Consider the following 14,782-nt stretch of genomic DNA (forward strand, 5'->3'; position numbering starts at 1 on the left):
GGCTAGCCCCGGAGGACCGGGCGGATCTGGTCGGGGCGCACTTCACGGCCATCGGCATCGACGAAAGCGGCCCGGATGGCGGCCTTGGAGCCGGCCTTGGTGAAGGTGATCGGCGGGGGTTCGCCATTGCCGAGCCAGATATCCCCCCATTGGGTGAGGCCGATCAGGATCGGGCGCAGGGACAGGCCCATGGCCGAGAGGACATATTCAGGCCGGGCGCGCTTGCCGGGGACCTTGTACATCTTGCGGGTCAGGAGGCCCGTATGGACGAGGTTTTTCAGCCGCCCCGACAGCACCGTGCGGGGGCAGTCCAGCTCTGACTGGAAGTCGTCAAACCGGCGCACGCCGTACAGCGCGGCCCGCAGAATCAACAGGGTCCACCGGTCGCCGATAGCATCGATGGCCCGCGCCAGGTTGCAGACATCAGGCGGGACAGGCGAACGGCGGGCAAGCGGAATCTGGCTCATGCTTAACTTTGTGAAAGTGTTCGGAACTGAAATAAAGACTGCCTTCACGAAAAGGGCTGCACTTTGTCACCCGGAGGTCGCATCCGTCTGCGATGAGACCAGTCCAGCCCGGAGACAAAGCCTTGCCCCTGAAGCGTTTTCCCGCACTTCTCACCTCTGCCGCAGCGCTTCTAGCCCTTGTCACCTGCGCCGCGCCGGGGGCTCCGGCCGCCGCATCGGTTGCGCAGTCCTTTCCGCAAGATTCCAGCTTTTTCTACGAAATCGCGGCGCCCGAAATCCGCGCGAAATCCTGCGCGGCGCATACGGGCGACCCCACCCCTTTCTCCCCGATCAGCCTGTCGGCAACCGCTTTGACCGAGGCGCAGGCCGCTGCGCTCGCCAAGCGCCTTCCGGCGGGGGCGAGCCTGGCGGGGGGCTGGGAGCTGACTTCGGACGATCCGAACTTTGGCGGGCTCTCCGGCCTCGCCCTTGCGGAGGGAAACCTTCTGGCGGTGACCGATGCTGGCGGCTGGGTCGCGCTGGGCCTGATCGATGACGCCCCGGCCTCTGCCGCGATTGCCTACATGAAGGGCGCCGATGGCCGGTTCCTGTCGGGCAAGACGGAGAATGATGCGGAGGGCCTCGCCTGGCGGGAGGGCATTGCCTTTGTCAGCTATGAGCGGGACTTCCGGGTCGAGGCTTTCGACCTTGGCGGCTGCGGCGCAGCAGCAATGGCTGTGCGCGTGGCGGCGCTGCCGGGGGAGTTTGAGGGCAAACCGGTCGACACAAATTCAGGGCCCGAAGCGCTGGCGTTGACGCCGGAAGGCGCGCTGCTGTTCGGGTATGAGGGACTGGCCGATGCCACCTCGCCCATCGGTCAGGTTCTGGCCGATGGCACGGGCCGGTGGACCGGGCGACTGGCGGACAACCCCAAGGGCTTTGCGCTGGTGGCGATGGACGTGGTGCGCCTGCCTTCCGGCGAGGAACGGGAGATTGCCCTCTACCGCGCCTTCGACCCCGTGCGGGGCGCGCGCTCGGTGCTGGTCTGGGGCGCGGGCGAGGACCAGCGCCTAACCCTGTCTCGGCCCGTGCTGACCGACAATTTCGAGGGGCTGGCGGCGGAGGTTCTGCCGGATGGCCGACTTCGCCTGTGGATCGTCTCGGACGACAATTTCAGCAAGCTGCAGCGCACCCTGCTCTACGCCTTCGAGGTAACCCCCTGACAGGCGTGAAGATAACGGCCCTTCCCACGGGGGCCCGCACCCCTTAGATTGGGTTTGCACAAGGGCTGCGGCGCCCGCGTGGGACTGATCTCCAGCGACCTTACTTACCGTCAGGGAGTTGGCACTCTGGCTGGGGCCGTGGCCCTGGCTCATCCGGCGCCCACCTAGTCTCTAGGTCGACGGGAGTGAAATGTGCCCAGCGGCGACTGTGGTTCTTGTGCGTTTTTGTTTTTTGCTCGGTGCTGTTGCCGAGCCTTTCAGGCCCAGCGCACCTGCGCCTTCGCTTTGCTCGTGGGGCGCCAGGTATTGCGCGCAGCACGATTGCCCGGACGCGGGGGTTCCCGGCCGGTTTGTTTTTCCTGAACTCAGTTTCCTGTCATCCCGGCGAAAGCCGGGATGACAGGGATTGGCTAGGATGTGTTTGGGGTGAGGGCAGAGGCCCCCTCCGTCAGCCTGCTACGCCAGAGGCTTCGCAGGCTGCCACCTCCCCCGCTGCGCAGGGGAGGATGGGGATGGGGCCGCAGGGTTTCGGTTGTGGCGAGCGCGAGGAGAGGCGTGGGCACGTTGGTGCTCCACACCGGATCATCCCAGCGGGGTTTCTCGCGGACGTATGGTCTGTAGGCTGAGGGATCGGGGATCTTGTCGCCAAGGTAGGCGATGTAGACATAGCCCCAGGGCGTGGTGGCGTAGAGAACCTCTTCGTAGCCCGCGCTGGCATACCATCTGATCAACCGGTTCAGTGACCACCAGAGGATCGGCCAGCACAGGGCATGCACATGCGCAAAAAGGGGCGCAAAGTGCGGGTTGGCTCGGAGGGCGCGCATCGGGATCATGGGGAGAGTGTAACCCCTGTATTGGGGGTGTAGCGCAAGTTTTCTGGTTTTTCTTTCCGGGCTTTGATCCGTATGGGGATTTTTGGCGTTTGGGCTGATTTGGTGTTGCATAAGGCACCTTCAGAACCCCTCTCCCTTGGGAGAGGGGCTTAGACGTTGCGCGGCGGCGTGAGGGCGGAGTTGCCAAGCTTCGCTCCAGAGCCCAAGAAGCGGCGATGAGCATTGAAGATGACAAGACGACCCTGCGCCACCGGATGCGGACGTTGCGCGCGGAAGCGGCGGCGCGGGATCCGGATGCGGCGGAAAAGCTGGCGGGCATCTTTCCGATGAAGTTGCTGGAGCGCTATGGCCCGGTCGTCTCGGCCTATGTGCCGATCAATGAGGAGCTGGATCCGATGCCGCTGCTGGAGCGCCTGGCGCGGGCCGGGGCGGAGACCTGCCTGCCGCGGATGACGCCGGGCGGGATCAGCTGGCGCGCCTGGGCGCCGGGCGAGCCGCTGGAGCGGCGGGGGTTCGGCCTGCTGGAGCCGCCCGAGGATGCGCCGGAACTGGCGCCGACGCTGGTGCTGACGCCGCTGCTGGCCTTCGACACGCAGGGCAACCGGCTGGGCTATGGGCGCGGGCATTATGATCAGGCGCTGTCGGTGCTGCGCGCCAAGGGACGGGCTTTTGCCTGCGCGATTGCGTATGCGGCGCAGCAGATCGACCGCGTGCCCTCCGAGCCCCACGACCAGCCGCTGGACTGGGCCGTGACCCCTATCGGATCGGTGCCGCTGTTCATGATGCGCAACCGGTCAGCGTTAACGGCGCCGGCCCCGGATTCTGACCCGGCTGCGTGAACTTGTTGACGATCCCCATGCTGGCAAGGAACTTGCTGGTTAGCGGGGCGTTAACAATTGGGGACTCCGCGTGGCCGACGGTAACCATATCACGAATAAGCCATGGCGCCGCCCGGATGAGGGCGCAGATGCGCTGGTTGTTTTCAGCTGGATTGCCGTGGTTTTCGCAGCCTTCGTGCTGCTGCGCCCGCCTGCCCTTCCGGCCGTGGAACACCAGATTGCGGCCGCGCCGGCACCTGTGATGGTGGCTGAGTCGGCCGGTGCGCGGGAGCCGGACTTTTATCCCTGGGTGCGCCCCGGTTCACGCGCGGAAGGCGATGACCGGCCGCGCTGGACCCCGCCCGAAAAGCCGCGCACCGGCGGGTTTTATACCCGCCTCAATTCCCCGCTGGATGACCAGATTTTCAAAGCCTCGAACCACGGCAACACGCAGAGCTTCTATGGCGGCAACTGGTCGCCGGAGCGGGTGAGACCCCGCGCGGGCGGCGCGCTGCTCGAGGTGCGGCGCACGCCGGAGGGCGAAGAGCCGTTCTCGGCGGGCGAGATGCAGTCTGACGGGTTTTACCAGTATGGCCGGTATGAAGCGGTGATGCAGCCGGCGGCGGGCTCGGGCCTCGTGACGGCGTTCTTCACCTATACCGGACCGTGGTTTGGCGGGCCGCATGACGAGATCGATATCGAATTCCTCGGATCGGACACGACCAAGATCCACTTCAACTATTTCCGGAAGGGCAAGAGCATCCAGCCGGCGACCTTCGACCTGCCGTTCGATGCGGCGGCGGCGCCGCGTCTCTATGCGTTCGAGTGGCGCCCGGACGGGATCACCTGGTTTGTCGAGAATGAGCCGGTCTATTCCACGGTGCCGGGCGACCCGAGCCTTCCAGTGGCGGCCGGCAAGGTGATGTTCAGCGCCTGGACGGGCAAGCCGCACATGGCAGGCTGGCACGGCAAGCCGACCTTCCGCGACGGGGCCGGGGCGACGTTCCAGTGCGTGTCGTTCACGCCGATGGGGCATGCGACGCCGAAATGCAGCGACAGCTATTACGGGCCGGTGGTGGCAACGCTGGCCAGCGGCCAGCGCTGAGGCGGGCTCAGCCCTTGAGGATCTGCTCGCGGGCGACGGGCAGGAGCCGGGCAAGCTCCTCGCGGATTTCCAGATCGGACTTGGCAATGCCGGCCTTTTCGAGGTCGCCTTTCACCTTGCGGATCACGTCATCGTCGCCGGCTTCTTCAAGGTCGGCGAGCACGACGGACTTGGCGTAGGTCTCGGCGGCGTCGCCGGTGACGCCCATCAGGCCGGCAGCCCAGAGGCCCAGGAGCTTGTTGCGGCGGTTGGTAACCTTGAACTGGGTTTCCTGATCGAGGGCGTAGCGGGCTTCCTCGGCGCGTTCACGATCATCGAAAGAGCTCATGGAATTCCCTTTTCTGCATCAGGTGTTGGCTGTTTGCGGGTCATATAGGTCGCAGCATGGGGTGTTCGCAATAATTGTTTCTGCCCCCGGTTTGGCGTAACAGTCCCGGCTTGAGGGGCGCGGCGGACCGATTCCACCACGGCGCGACGCCCGGGCACTGCAGGAAGGGCCGAAAAGAATGAACAAGCGGCGCATTGTCTATGAGGGCAAGGCCAAGATCCTCTACGAGGGTCCGGAGCCGGGCACTTTGATCCAGTATTTCAAGGACGACACGACCGCCTTCGACGCGCAGAAGAAGGCCGTGCTGGACGGCAAGGGCGTGCTGAACAACCGGATCAGCGAGTTCATCATGACGCATCTGGCGTCGATGGGCATCCCGACGCACTTCATCCGCCGGCTCAACATGCGCGAGCAACTGATCCGCAAGGTTGAGATCATTCCGCTGGAAGTGGTGGTGCGCAACATCGCCGCAGGGTCGCTGTCGAAGCGGCTCGGCATGCCGGAAGGCCAGCAGCTGCCGCGGCCGCTGGTGGAGTTCTATTACAAGAATGACGCCCTGCACGACCCGATGGTTTCGGAAGAACACATCGCCGCGTTCGGATGGGCGAGCCCGCAGGAGTATGACGATATCGTTGCGCTGGCGCTGCGGGTGAATGATTTCATGAGCGGCCTGTTTGCCGCCTCGGGCATCCGGCTCGTGGACTTCAAGCTGGAATTCGGTCGCTGGTTCGAGAATGACCACGACATGCCGCGCATCCTGCTGGCCGACGAGATCAGCCCGGACAGCTGCCGGCTGTGGGACGCGAAGACCGGCGAAAAGCTGGACAAGGACCGTTTCCGCCGCGATCTGGGCGGGGTGACGGAGGCGTATGCGGAAGTGGCGCGCCGGCTTGGGATCATCAAGGAATCGGGTGACACGGACAACGTCGTCAGCTTCACCGGGGGCAGCAAGTAATGAAGGCCGTCGTTCACGTCTCACTGAAATCCGGCGTGCTGGACCCGCAGGGCAAGGCCGTCGCCGATACGCTGGCGCGGATGGGCTATGGCGAAGTGGAAGCGGCGCGCGTCGGCAAGGTGATCGAGCTGGAGCTGGGCGCGGGCGTCTCGAAGGCGGACGCTGAAAAACGCGTGAAGGAAATGTGCGAGAAGCTGCTCGCCAATACCGTGATCGAAAGCTACCGGATCGACCTCGTCGCCTGAGGCGTCGGGGCGCAGCCCTTCCCAAACTGTGATCGCCAACAGGCCGGCAGTCCTCTGCGCGGCAGGCATGGTTTATGCGGTATTCACACATTGACGCATTAGTGAGCGAATGATCACTTGCAAACAGGGCCGCGCTCGGGTATAAGTCCGCCTGACAGAAGAGAGACAGTCTCCAGATGGCCAAGACCGCACCCACAGTGGCTCGCAAGGAGCCTGACAAGAAGCCGCGCGTGCGCAACGCCAAGCCGAAAATCGAGCGGGCGGCGCTGAAGCTGTTCATCCATGAAGGCGTTGATGCCGCCACGACGCGCGAGATTGCCGACAAGGCCGGCGTGTCCGAAGGCGCGCTTTATCGCCATTACAAAGGCAAAGATGAGTTGGCGCTGTCGCTGTTCATGGCGACGCATAACCGGCTGGCGATGATGCTGTCGGAAGTGCTCTCCGGCAACGGTACGCTTGAGCAGAAGGTGAAGGCCGCCGTGAAGGCGTATTGCGAGCTGGCGGATGAGGATTTCCTCCTGTTCTCGTTCCACCTCGTTTCGCTGAACCGGTACCTGCCCTATGACAAGCGCCGCGAGGATGACCCGGTCTCGATCACCGAACGGATCATCAGTGGGCTGATGGATGACGGCACCATTCCGAAGGGCGACCCGGCGCTTAAGGCAGCGATGGCGCTGGGCGTGGTGATGCAGGCCGGCCTTAACAAGATCTACAACCGCCTGCCCGGCCCGCTGTCGCAGCACGCGCCGGCGCTGGCGCGCGGCGTTCTCGCTGTCCTGAAATCCAACTGATCGCAAGCCAACGGAGCACACCGCTATGCGCGGCACTCTCTTCAAGCTCTCCTACTGGGTTCTCTCAGTGGGCTATGTTCTTGTGTCCCTGCCCTTCCTGGCCTGGCCGGGGCACGGGCCGGTGCGCTTCATCATCCGCAGCTATACGCGCGCGATCAACCTGGCGCTGCGCCACATTGCGGGCATCCGCAAGGAAGTGCGCGGGCGCGATCTGTTGCCGGAGGGCGCGTTCGTCATTGCCTCGAAACACCAGAGCTGGGGCGACGGGTTTCTCGTCTATCCCGAAGTGCAGGACCTTGCCTTCGTGACGGGCGACCATCTCGAGCGCTTCCCTCTTGTGGGCGGCATCCTGAAGAAGCTCGGCGCGATTGTCATCGATACCTGCGGCGGCGGCGAGAAGAAGGCATCCTCGCTGGCCAATGGCATGTCGAAAGCGAAGGAAGATGGGCGGCGTGTGCTGATCTATCCGGAAGGGCATCTTGCGCCGGTGGGCTATCATTTCCGCTACAAGTCTGGCGTCTGGCACATGGCCGAGGCGATGGGTGTGCCGGTGGTGCCGGTGGCGACGAATATCGGGGTGTTCTGGCAGCAGCAGGAAACCCCGCGCGCGCAGGGCACGGCCGTGATCGAGTTCCTCGATCCGATCCCGCCGGGCCTGCCGAAGGACGAGTTCATCGCGCGCCTGACCGAGGTGGTTGAGGCGCGTACGGCGGAGCTGGTAGCGGAAGCAACCGGCGAGCCGGTGCGCCGCGCGGTGCTGATCCCGGACCCGCCGAACGGGATGGAAGCGGCGCCAACGGTGAGTGATCTGGCGGCGTTCAAGAAGGCTTGAACCGCTAGCGCAGACTAGATCAATACAGGGATACCTAGCATAGGCAGAATCATTATTAGGCTTTTTTCCCTGACGTTCTTCCAGAACAAGACAACAATTCGATCTCTTTCAAGTCCCTGTCGGCGGCTTTTTTCTTCTTCAGAGAGCGCTTTCCAGTGAGCGCTTTCCAGTCTTCGCCATTTTCTATTGCGCTCTCCCTAGCTTTAGTCGCTGCCAACATATCTATTTGGGAATCAAAGTAATCCTTGAACCCTTTCGGGGTGATTGGAACTTCAAACTTGCGGACTACATCGACTACCGACTCATTGCTGATTATCGCTTCACCGCCGCGTGCTTTGCATTTCGAGCAGACGAGGCGGGCTTGGAGCTCAGATAAGTTCATTTTTCCATACTCGCCTGCAAGAACAACTCTGGAAGAGTGTTTGCATGCTACGCAAGTGATGGACGCATACTTCGCGCTTGAGCGAAAAAGATCTAGAACACCTTTAAAGTCGATCTTCTGCCCCAAAGAATTTGAACGAGACAACGCCCCCTCCAACGTTTCGGTTCGGTTAGCTAGAGATATCCCGCATCTCATTGTGGTAGCAACCGCATTCCGGTTGAAGAGGCAAGGGATGCGCGCGAGATGGCTTCCAATGGAGCTACTTGAACTTCCTTGTGCTTAGGCCTAGTTCTACAAGAACTCAGGAGGACGGCCTCCCCCATTTTGGGAACGTGACCGGGACGGCCCGCCTTTAGCGGAGCTTCCCATGCCCTGGGTTCTTCTTGTTCTGGCCGGTCTGCTCGAAATCGTCTGGGCGGCGGCGATGAAACAGTCTGCCGGGTTCACGCGCCTTGGCCCGACGCTGATCATGGCAGCGGCAATGCCGGCGAGTTTCTTCCTGCTGGCGCTGGCCATGCGCAGCCTGCCGCTTGGCACGGCCTACATGGTGTGGACCGGGATCGGCGCTGTGGGCGCGTTCCTGTTCGGTGTGGTGTGGCTGCAGGAGGCGGTGACGCCGGTGCGGCTGATGGCGGCGGCGATGATTGCAGGCGGGATCGTGCTGATGAGGCTGGCCTGATCAGGCGGCGAGGGCGGCGCGCCAGAGGGTGAGTTTCTGGTCGAGGCTGCGCGCGGCATGAGCCGGGCTGGTGGACGGGACGGTGATGGCCGTCGCGGCGGGTGGCAGGAAGCGGGCAGCATGCTTTCGGAAGCTGGCGGTCGCCTTGCCGCCGTTCAGCAGCACACGGCCGATTCCGGGCTGCGCGGCGAAGAAGGCGGCGAAATCGTTGGGGACTTCATCGCGGATGTTCGAGTCGAGACTACCTTCGCGCACGCAGAGCTGCAGCACATCCCAGACGGCGACGCCTTGCGACTGAAGGCGCGCGGCACGCTCCGCATACGGCAGGTCAGACCCGGCGCCGAACAACTGGCCCATGATCGGCCAGAAGGCATTGCGGGAATGGGCGTAATACTGACCGGCCTCAAGCGAGGCGATGCCGGGCATGCTGCCGAGGATGAGCAGGCGCGCGCCAGGCGCGGCAATCGGCGGGAAACTGCGGACAATCATCCGCACACGGCCGGATTATTCCGCCGCGGCCGGAACGATCGTGACGCTTTCGCCGCAACCGCAGGCATCGGTCTGGTTCGGATTGCGGAACACGAACTTCTCGTGCAGCAGCGTGGTTTCGTAATCGACCTCGCTGCCGAGCAGGAAGAGGACCGCCTTGGCATCGATCAGGATGGTGACGCCGTTATCCTCGACCACCTCATCGAGCGGCTCCGGCGCGGCGGCATAGTCCATGACATATTCCATACCGGCGCAGCCGCCATTGGTGACGCCGACGCGCAGGAAACCCATGCCGCGCTCAGCCATGATCTCGCGCACGCGCGTGGCGGCGGCGTCTGTAAGGCGTACGGGTTTGGGTCTGGGGCGTCTGGCCATGCGCTCTAGGTGGGAGAATCCGGGGCCCATATCAAGGCCTTATCCCTGCTTCGCGGCGTATTATCCTTCGAAACCCAGCAAAAGCAACTGTGACACAGAGCCGGTTGCGCGGGGGCGGATCTGCCGTGAACACTACCCTTCCAAGGAGGGACGTTGATGCAACTCCAGCAGAATGAGCGACTTTCGACCGCCGCCGATCTGGTTACTGCCGCCCGCGACCTGTTCGGAAAACATGGCTACGACGCAGTCACCGCGCCCGAGATAGCCAAAGCTGCCGGAGTATCAAGAGACAGTTTCTACGCGCACTTTTCCGGAAAGCTGGAACTGTTCGAGGCGGTGGTGGCCGCCGAGTTCGGCTATGTGCGCACCCAGATCACCACGAAGGTGGCCTGCAGCCAGAACGCGCTGCAGATGCTGATTGATGGCGGGGACATGTTCGTGACGACCTGCTCGGCGCCGGAGACGTTCCGCATCCTGTTCGTGGATGCGCCCCGTGTGCTGGGGCACAAGCATGTGCACCGGGTGGATTCGGAATCCACCCATGCGGCGCTCCGCCTGGGTGTCACCGGCGCGAAACTGGCCGGGCAGCTGCCTTCGGAAATCGATGTGGATGCGATCACCTCGCTGATGAGCGGGGCGTATGACCGGGCGGTGATCGATGGCGGCGACGGAGACTACGAGGCGCAGCTGAAATCGCGCCAGGCAATCCGGTCGATCTGGATGGGGCTGTCGAAACTGGCGCAGGCTGAAGACCGGCGGGGCTGAGCCCTCAGAGCATGTTCAGCGCGAGGCGCGCTTCGTCGGACATGCGGGCCGGCGTCCAGGGCGGATCGAAGGTGAGGCGGACTTCGACATCCTTGACGCCGTCTACGCCCTTCGCGGCGTTTTCGACCCAGCCCGGCATGTCGCCGGCGACGGGGCAGCCCGGGGCGGTCAGCGTCATCTCGATATCGACCTTGCGGTCGTCGTCGATATCGACCTTGTAGATCAGGCCGAGCTCGTAGATGTCGACCGGGATTTCGGGGTCGAACACGGTCTTGAAGGCGGCGATCAGCTCGTCCGTCAGCCGGTCGAGTTCCTCCTGCGGAATCGCGGAAGGCCCCGCGGGATCGCGGGCACCGAGCAGGTCCTGGGAGGTCAGATCGTCAGCCATGATGCTTTTATACCAACATTTTTCGCGCCTTGGCGAGCGCTTCGGCAAGCGCATCCACCTCGGCCTCAGTGTTATATAGGGCGAAACTTGCCCGCGCCGTAGCCGTGACGCCCAGATGTTGCATCAGGGGCTGGGCACAGTGGTGGCCGGCGCGAATCGCGACGCCGTAGCGGTCGAGGATCTGGGCGAGGTCGTGCGGGTGGGCGCCTTCGAGGCTGAAGGCGAGAACGGCGCCCTTGCTGGGGGCTTCGCCGTGGATGCGGATGCCGTTGACGCCGCGCAAGGCACTGGCAGCGCGGGCGTAGAGGGCGTGTTCGTGGGTGGCGATTTCGGCCTTGTCGAACTGGCCGAGCCACTTGAGGGCCGCGCCGAAACCGATGGCTTCGAGGATGGGCGGCGTGCCGGCTTCGAACTTGTGCGGGGCGGTGTTGTAGGTGATGCGGTCAGTCTCGACGACTTCGATCATCTCGCCCCCGCCCTGATAGGGCCGTGCGCGGGCGAGCGCTTCGGCGGTGCCGTAGAGCGCGCCGATGCCGGTGGGACCGTAGATTTTGTGGCCGGTGATGACATACCAGTCGCAGCCGATGGCCTGCACATCGACCGGCAGGTGCACGGCGGCCTGGCTGCCATCGATAAGGATTTCGGCGCCGGCGGCATGGGCGAGCTCAGTGATGGCGGCGACATCGGTGACGGTGCCGAGCACGTTGCTCATGTGCGTGATGGCGACCATTTTCGTTTTCGGGCCAATGGCGGCGGCCATCGCGTCCATGTCGAGCGAGCCATCTTCGGTGAGGCCAACCCAGCGCAGGACGGCGCCGTGGCGCTCGCGCAGGAAGTGCCAGGGCACGATGTTGGAATGATGCTCCATGATCGAGAGGACGAACTCGTCGCCCGGCTGGATGCGTGCAGCGAGGGCGGAAGCGACGAGGTTGATGCCTTCGGTCGAGCCTTTGGTGAATATGATATTGTCCGTGGACGGAGCCTTCAGGAAGGCCCGGACGGTCTCGCGGGCGGCTTCGAAGGCTTCGGTGGTTTCGTTGGCAAGGGTGTGCAGGCCGCGGTGGACGTTGGCGTATGCGGTGCGCATCTGGTTTGCCATGGCGTCGATGACGGCGTCCGGCTTCTGCGCGCTGGCGGCGTTGTCGAGGTAGACCAACGGATGGCCGTTGACCTCGCGCGAGAGGATCGGGAATTCGGCGCGGATGGCGGGGAGGTCGATCTTACGCATCACACTGCCAGCCACTTGCTTGCCTCATTGCGCAGCACGTCCTCATGCTCCCCAGCCGCTTCCAGCGCTTCGGCGATGAAGGCTTCGGTGAGGAGGGCGCGGGCTTTTTCGAGGGGGATGCCGCGTTGGCGGAGATAGAAGAGTTGGTTGGCGTCGAGCGCGCCAGAGGTGTTTCCGTGCGCACACTGAACATCGTCGGCGAGGATTTCGAGTTCCGGCTTGGCGAAGACTTCGGCGCCCTCTTCCAGCAGCAGCGCGTTGTGCTGCATTGAGGCATCGGACTGCTGGCCGGAATTGCGCGGCACGATGAACTTGCCCTGGAAAACGCCGCGACCGCCATCAAGCACAGCGCCCTTGGTGACCTGGCGCGTGATGCAGGCGCGCGCGCCGTGGCGGACCTGGCTGGTGAGGTCGCAGTGATAGCCCTTGCCTGCGAGATAGGCCGCGTTGAGTTCAGCGTTCGAGCCGGTTTCGCGGTGGGTGAGATATGTTTCGAGACGCGTGACTCCCGCGCCGAAGGCGAGGACGGTCTGCGTCGTGTGTGCCTCCGCATCCTGCTCGATCAATGCGGTGATTGCCTGCGCTTCGCCGGCGCCGCCTTTCTGGTAGACCGTGCGGTGGAGGCGCGCGCCCTTCTGCAGGGTGAACTCGATCAGCGCCGCAGAGAGCGCCGCGCCACCGAGGTGGCTTTCCGAGACATGAAGCTCCGCCCCCGGACGAAGCAGGAAGACGATGCGCGATGCGTTGATGGCGCCGGGGCCGGAGAAGACCATGTGCAGGTGCACGGGCGCCTCGCCCGAAACTTCCGCCAGCAGCGTGCCGTTCGACAGCGCAGCGGCGAGCGCGCCGAGCGGGAAATCTTCCGCGCCGCCTGCGGCCTGCACGTCTTCCTTCGGCAGTAGGCGCAGGCCCGGCGGCAGGGATTTCGGGGCGGTGTAGCCGGCCGGCGAAAAGCGCAGCGTGGCCACCTCGCCTGCAAGCGGATCAGCCGCCGGCGGCGTTTTCGATGAATCCAGGGTTTTCACGGCAGCGCGGAAATCGCTCCAGCGCCAGCCTTCGATGCGGCGGTGCGGCAGGCCGGTTTTCGCGAAGGCTTCGAACAGGCGCTCGCGGCGCGGGTCTGCCTTCAGGCCGGCATAGCGTGCGACCAGTTCGAGTTCCGCAACCGTCGGATCACGGATGAGTTCCTTCAGCGCGGTGGTCACACAGCCTCCGCGAGGACGCCGTCATAGCCTTCCTTCTCGAGGCGCAGTGCGAGTTCAGGCCCGCCGGACTTGATGATGCGGCCCTTAGCGAGGACGTGCACCTTGTCCGGTTTGATATGGTCGAGCAGGCGCTGGTAGTGCGTGATGACGAGCATGCCGCGCGACGGCGCGCGCAGGGCGTTGACGCCTTCTGCCACGGTGCGCAGCGCGTCAATGTCGAGACCGGAGTCGGTCTCATCCAGCACCATGAAGCGCGGCTCAAGCATCAGCATCTGGTAGATCTCGAGGCGCTTCTTCTCGCCGCCCGAGAAGCCGACATTGACGGGGCGCTTTAGCATCTCGGCATCGAGGTTCAGCATTTTCGCGACATCGCGCGAGCGCTTGATGAAATCCGGGGCGGAGATTTCCGCCTCGCCGCGCGCCTTGCGCTGGGCGTTCATGGCGGTGCGCACGAAGGTCATCACCGGCACACCGGGAATTTCGACCGGATACTGGAAGGAGAGGAAGAGGCCCTTGGCGGCGCGCGCTTCGGGCTCCATTGCGAGGATGTCTTCACCGTCGAGCGTGGCGGTGCCGCCGGTGACACCGTAGCCTTCCCGGCCGGTGAGCACATAGGACAGGGTCGACTTGCCCGCGCCGTTGGGGCCCATGATGGCGTGGACTTCGCCCGCCGGCACGTTCAGCGACAGGCCGGAAAGGATGGTTTTCACCCCTTCGCCTTCACCGACCGTCGCACTCAGGTTTTCGATCTTAAGCATGCCGGGGATTTAGGGCGCCCCGCACCGGAATGAAAGCAGAAAGCGCCGGTAGACCTGCCCTGCGCCCGCGCCAGTCAGCCTGCGGCCGCGACCAGGGGCAGGACGAAGATGATGGTCCAGACCAGAGCGAACCCTGCAGCGAGCTTCCACATGACAGCCTCCCGAACGGCCGGAATGGGCCGTTTTCGCCGGGGAGGAGCAATTTCCGGGCCGGATCAGCCCGGATAGCTGGCGCTGGCCTCGCAGAAGGGGGCGGGATTGAAGCCTTCTGCCACTCTGATGACCCGGCATTCCTCGGTGCTGCCGTCCTCGTTCAGGCGGTTAACCACGACGGCGACCTCGTCCAGCTTGCCGCCGGTGATCTGATAGAATTGAGTTTCCCATTCTGCCGCGCTGGAGCGGCCGGTGGCGGCGATCATGCCGTTGGGGGCCATGCCGATGCTGTAGCCGGCGATTTCCCCGGCGCGGGTGAACAGGCCGTCGCTGCCCTGCAGCCAGAGGGCGTAATTGGTGTTCACCATCGCGGTGTAGAGCGGGATCAGAAGGTCCGGCTGCAGGTCTCCGTCGATATCCTCCAGCGTCGGATAGCTGAAAGCGACCTCGACCTTTTCTTCGATCAGCTGCAGCGAGGCGCCGCCCTCGCCGGCCAGTTCGGCGCGGAATGTGCCAAGGCTTTCGGTGTCGCTGGCGATGATCGTGTCGGAGGAGATGACGAAGCTCGGCTTGCCTGTGCCGAGTTCGAGGCGGCAGGGGGTGAGCTGGGTGAGCTGGCTGCCATAGTCGCGCTCGGCATCGGCGCAGGTTTCGAGGCCCATCAGGCGCTCGGTGGCGGCAAGACGTGCGGCGTCTTCTTCGCTGGGCGCCTCGACCTGCTGGTTGCAGGCCACAAGCGCGAGCAGCGGCAGGGCCGCGAGCAATTGGAATTTCATGCGATCAG

20 protein-coding genes are annotated in these 14,782 nt (G+C 64.2%); 9 read left to right on the plus strand and 11 right to left on the minus strand.

The features are described from left to right. Positions 1–2 precede the first annotated feature (2 nt). A complete protein-coding gene (locus tag ACK4TE_RS04130) occupies positions 3–467 on the minus strand; it encodes a winged helix-turn-helix transcriptional regulator (protein WP_409910215.1) in 465 nt (154 codons plus the stop codon). 122 nt (positions 468–589) lie between these two features. On the opposite strand from ACK4TE_RS04130, the gene ACK4TE_RS04135 reads away from it, so the two are divergent. Beyond that, on the plus strand, positions 590–1,669 hold the full coding sequence (locus ACK4TE_RS04135; protein WP_409910216.1) for an esterase-like activity of phytase family protein: 1,080 nt from the start codon (positions 590–592) through the stop codon (positions 1,667–1,669). A 410-nt stretch (positions 1,670–2,079) separates the two neighbouring features. On the opposite strand, the gene ACK4TE_RS04140 is transcribed toward ACK4TE_RS04135, so the two are convergent. Then, positions 2,080–2,493: a hypothetical protein gene (locus tag ACK4TE_RS04140; protein ID WP_409910217.1), complete on the minus strand. Its 414-nt coding sequence runs from the start codon at positions 2,491–2,493 to the stop codon at positions 2,080–2,082. A 224-nt stretch (positions 2,494–2,717) separates the two neighbouring features. On the opposite strand from ACK4TE_RS04140, the gene ACK4TE_RS04145 reads away from it, so the two are divergent. Both ACK4TE_RS04145 and ACK4TE_RS04150 read left to right on the plus strand, forming a co-directional pair. Next, complete coding sequence (locus ACK4TE_RS04145; protein ID WP_409910218.1) at positions 2,718–3,341, plus strand: 5-formyltetrahydrofolate cyclo-ligase; 624 nt, start codon at positions 2,718–2,720, stop codon at positions 3,339–3,341. 70 nt (positions 3,342–3,411) lie between these two features. Then, positions 3,412–4,425: a family 16 glycosylhydrolase gene (locus ACK4TE_RS04150; RefSeq protein WP_409910219.1), complete on the plus strand. Its 1,014-nt coding sequence runs from the start codon at positions 3,412–3,414 to the stop codon at positions 4,423–4,425. Positions 4,426–4,432: 7 nt separating this feature from the next. On the opposite strand, the gene ACK4TE_RS04155 is transcribed toward ACK4TE_RS04150, so the two are convergent. After that, positions 4,433–4,753 carry a DUF1476 domain-containing protein gene (locus tag ACK4TE_RS04155; RefSeq protein WP_409910220.1) on the minus strand — a complete coding sequence of 107 codons (321 nt, stop codon included), beginning with the start codon at positions 4,751–4,753 and terminating at the stop codon, positions 4,433–4,435. A 178-nt stretch (positions 4,754–4,931) separates the two neighbouring features. Here ACK4TE_RS04155 and purC point away from each other — a divergent pair, with 178 nt between their 5' ends. The 4 genes from purC to ACK4TE_RS04175 all read left to right on the plus strand — a co-directional run bounded on the left by purC (position 4,932) and on the right by ACK4TE_RS04175 (position 7,576). Continuing rightward, positions 4,932–5,708, plus strand: coding sequence for a phosphoribosylaminoimidazolesuccinocarboxamide synthase (gene purC, locus ACK4TE_RS04160; protein ID WP_409910221.1), 777 nt, complete (start codon positions 4,932–4,934; stop codon positions 5,706–5,708). Beyond that, on the plus strand, positions 5,708–5,953 hold the full coding sequence (gene purS, locus ACK4TE_RS04165) for a phosphoribosylformylglycinamidine synthase subunit PurS (protein ID WP_409910222.1): 246 nt from the start codon (positions 5,708–5,710) through the stop codon (positions 5,951–5,953). Before purC ends, purS begins: the two co-directional genes overlap by 1 nt. Positions 5,954–6,129: 176 nt before the next feature. Continuing rightward, the gene (locus ACK4TE_RS04170) at positions 6,130–6,744 is read left to right on the plus strand and encodes a TetR/AcrR family transcriptional regulator (protein WP_409910223.1); all 615 of its coding nucleotides are present in this window, start codon (positions 6,130–6,132) and stop codon (positions 6,742–6,744) included. Between the two features lie 25 nt (positions 6,745–6,769). After that, entirely contained in the window at positions 6,770–7,576 is an 807-nt protein-coding gene (locus tag ACK4TE_RS04175; protein WP_409910224.1) for a lysophospholipid acyltransferase family protein, read from the plus strand. A gap of 55 nt (positions 7,577–7,631) precedes the next feature. Here ACK4TE_RS04175 and ACK4TE_RS04180 read toward each other — a convergent pair whose 3' ends face one another. Then, positions 7,632–8,102, minus strand: a complete 471-nt coding sequence (locus ACK4TE_RS04180; RefSeq protein ID WP_409910225.1) for a hypothetical protein — start codon at positions 8,100–8,102, stop codon at positions 7,632–7,634. Positions 8,103–8,325: 223 nt separating this feature from the next. On the opposite strand from ACK4TE_RS04180, the gene ACK4TE_RS04185 reads away from it, so the two are divergent. Continuing rightward, on the plus strand, positions 8,326–8,637 hold the full coding sequence (locus tag ACK4TE_RS04185) for a DMT family transporter (RefSeq protein WP_409910226.1): 312 nt from the start codon (positions 8,326–8,328) through the stop codon (positions 8,635–8,637). Here ACK4TE_RS04185 and ACK4TE_RS04190 read toward each other — a convergent pair whose 3' ends face one another. Together ACK4TE_RS04190 and ACK4TE_RS04195 are read right to left on the minus strand one after the other, a co-directional pair. Beyond that, on the minus strand, positions 8,638–9,126 hold the full coding sequence (locus ACK4TE_RS04190; RefSeq protein WP_409910227.1) for a DNA-deoxyinosine glycosylase: 489 nt from the start codon (positions 9,124–9,126) through the stop codon (positions 8,638–8,640). Between the two features lie 15 nt (positions 9,127–9,141). Further along, positions 9,142–9,501 carry a HesB/IscA family protein gene (locus ACK4TE_RS04195; RefSeq protein ID WP_409910228.1) on the minus strand — a complete coding sequence of 120 codons (360 nt, stop codon included), beginning with the start codon at positions 9,499–9,501 and terminating at the stop codon, positions 9,142–9,144. A 156-nt stretch (positions 9,502–9,657) separates the two neighbouring features. Here ACK4TE_RS04195 and ACK4TE_RS04200 point away from each other — a divergent pair, with 156 nt between their 5' ends. After that, a complete protein-coding gene (locus ACK4TE_RS04200; protein WP_409910229.1) occupies positions 9,658–10,266 on the plus strand; it encodes a TetR/AcrR family transcriptional regulator in 609 nt (202 codons plus the stop codon). Positions 10,267–10,270: 4 nt separating this feature from the next. On the opposite strand, the gene ACK4TE_RS04205 is transcribed toward ACK4TE_RS04200, so the two are convergent. From ACK4TE_RS04205 to ACK4TE_RS04225, 5 genes are all read right to left on the minus strand, one after another. Next, positions 10,271–10,654, minus strand: coding sequence for an SUF system Fe-S cluster assembly protein (locus tag ACK4TE_RS04205; protein ID WP_409910230.1), 384 nt, complete (start codon positions 10,652–10,654; stop codon positions 10,271–10,273). Between the two features lie 7 nt (positions 10,655–10,661). Continuing rightward, positions 10,662–11,882 carry a cysteine desulfurase gene (locus ACK4TE_RS04210; protein ID WP_409910231.1) on the minus strand — a complete coding sequence of 407 codons (1,221 nt, stop codon included), beginning with the start codon at positions 11,880–11,882 and terminating at the stop codon, positions 10,662–10,664. After that, a complete protein-coding gene (locus ACK4TE_RS04215) occupies positions 11,882–13,087 on the minus strand; it encodes a SufB/SufD family protein (protein ID WP_409910232.1) in 1,206 nt (401 codons plus the stop codon). Before ACK4TE_RS04215 ends, ACK4TE_RS04210 begins: the two co-directional genes overlap by 1 nt. Next, a complete protein-coding gene (sufC, locus tag ACK4TE_RS04220) occupies positions 13,084–13,845 on the minus strand; it encodes a Fe-S cluster assembly ATPase SufC (protein WP_409910233.1) in 762 nt (253 codons plus the stop codon). Before sufC ends, ACK4TE_RS04215 begins: the two co-directional genes overlap by 4 nt. A 215-nt stretch (positions 13,846–14,060) precedes the next feature. Beyond that, on the minus strand, positions 14,061–14,774 hold the full coding sequence (locus ACK4TE_RS04225; protein WP_409910234.1) for a hypothetical protein: 714 nt from the start codon (positions 14,772–14,774) through the stop codon (positions 14,061–14,063). Positions 14,775–14,782 lie beyond the last annotated feature (8 nt).

The sequence above is a fragment of the Hyphomonas sp. genome, from assembly GCF_046313975.1.
Taxonomy (GTDB): domain Bacteria; phylum Pseudomonadota; class Alphaproteobacteria; order Caulobacterales; family Hyphomonadaceae; genus Hyphomonas.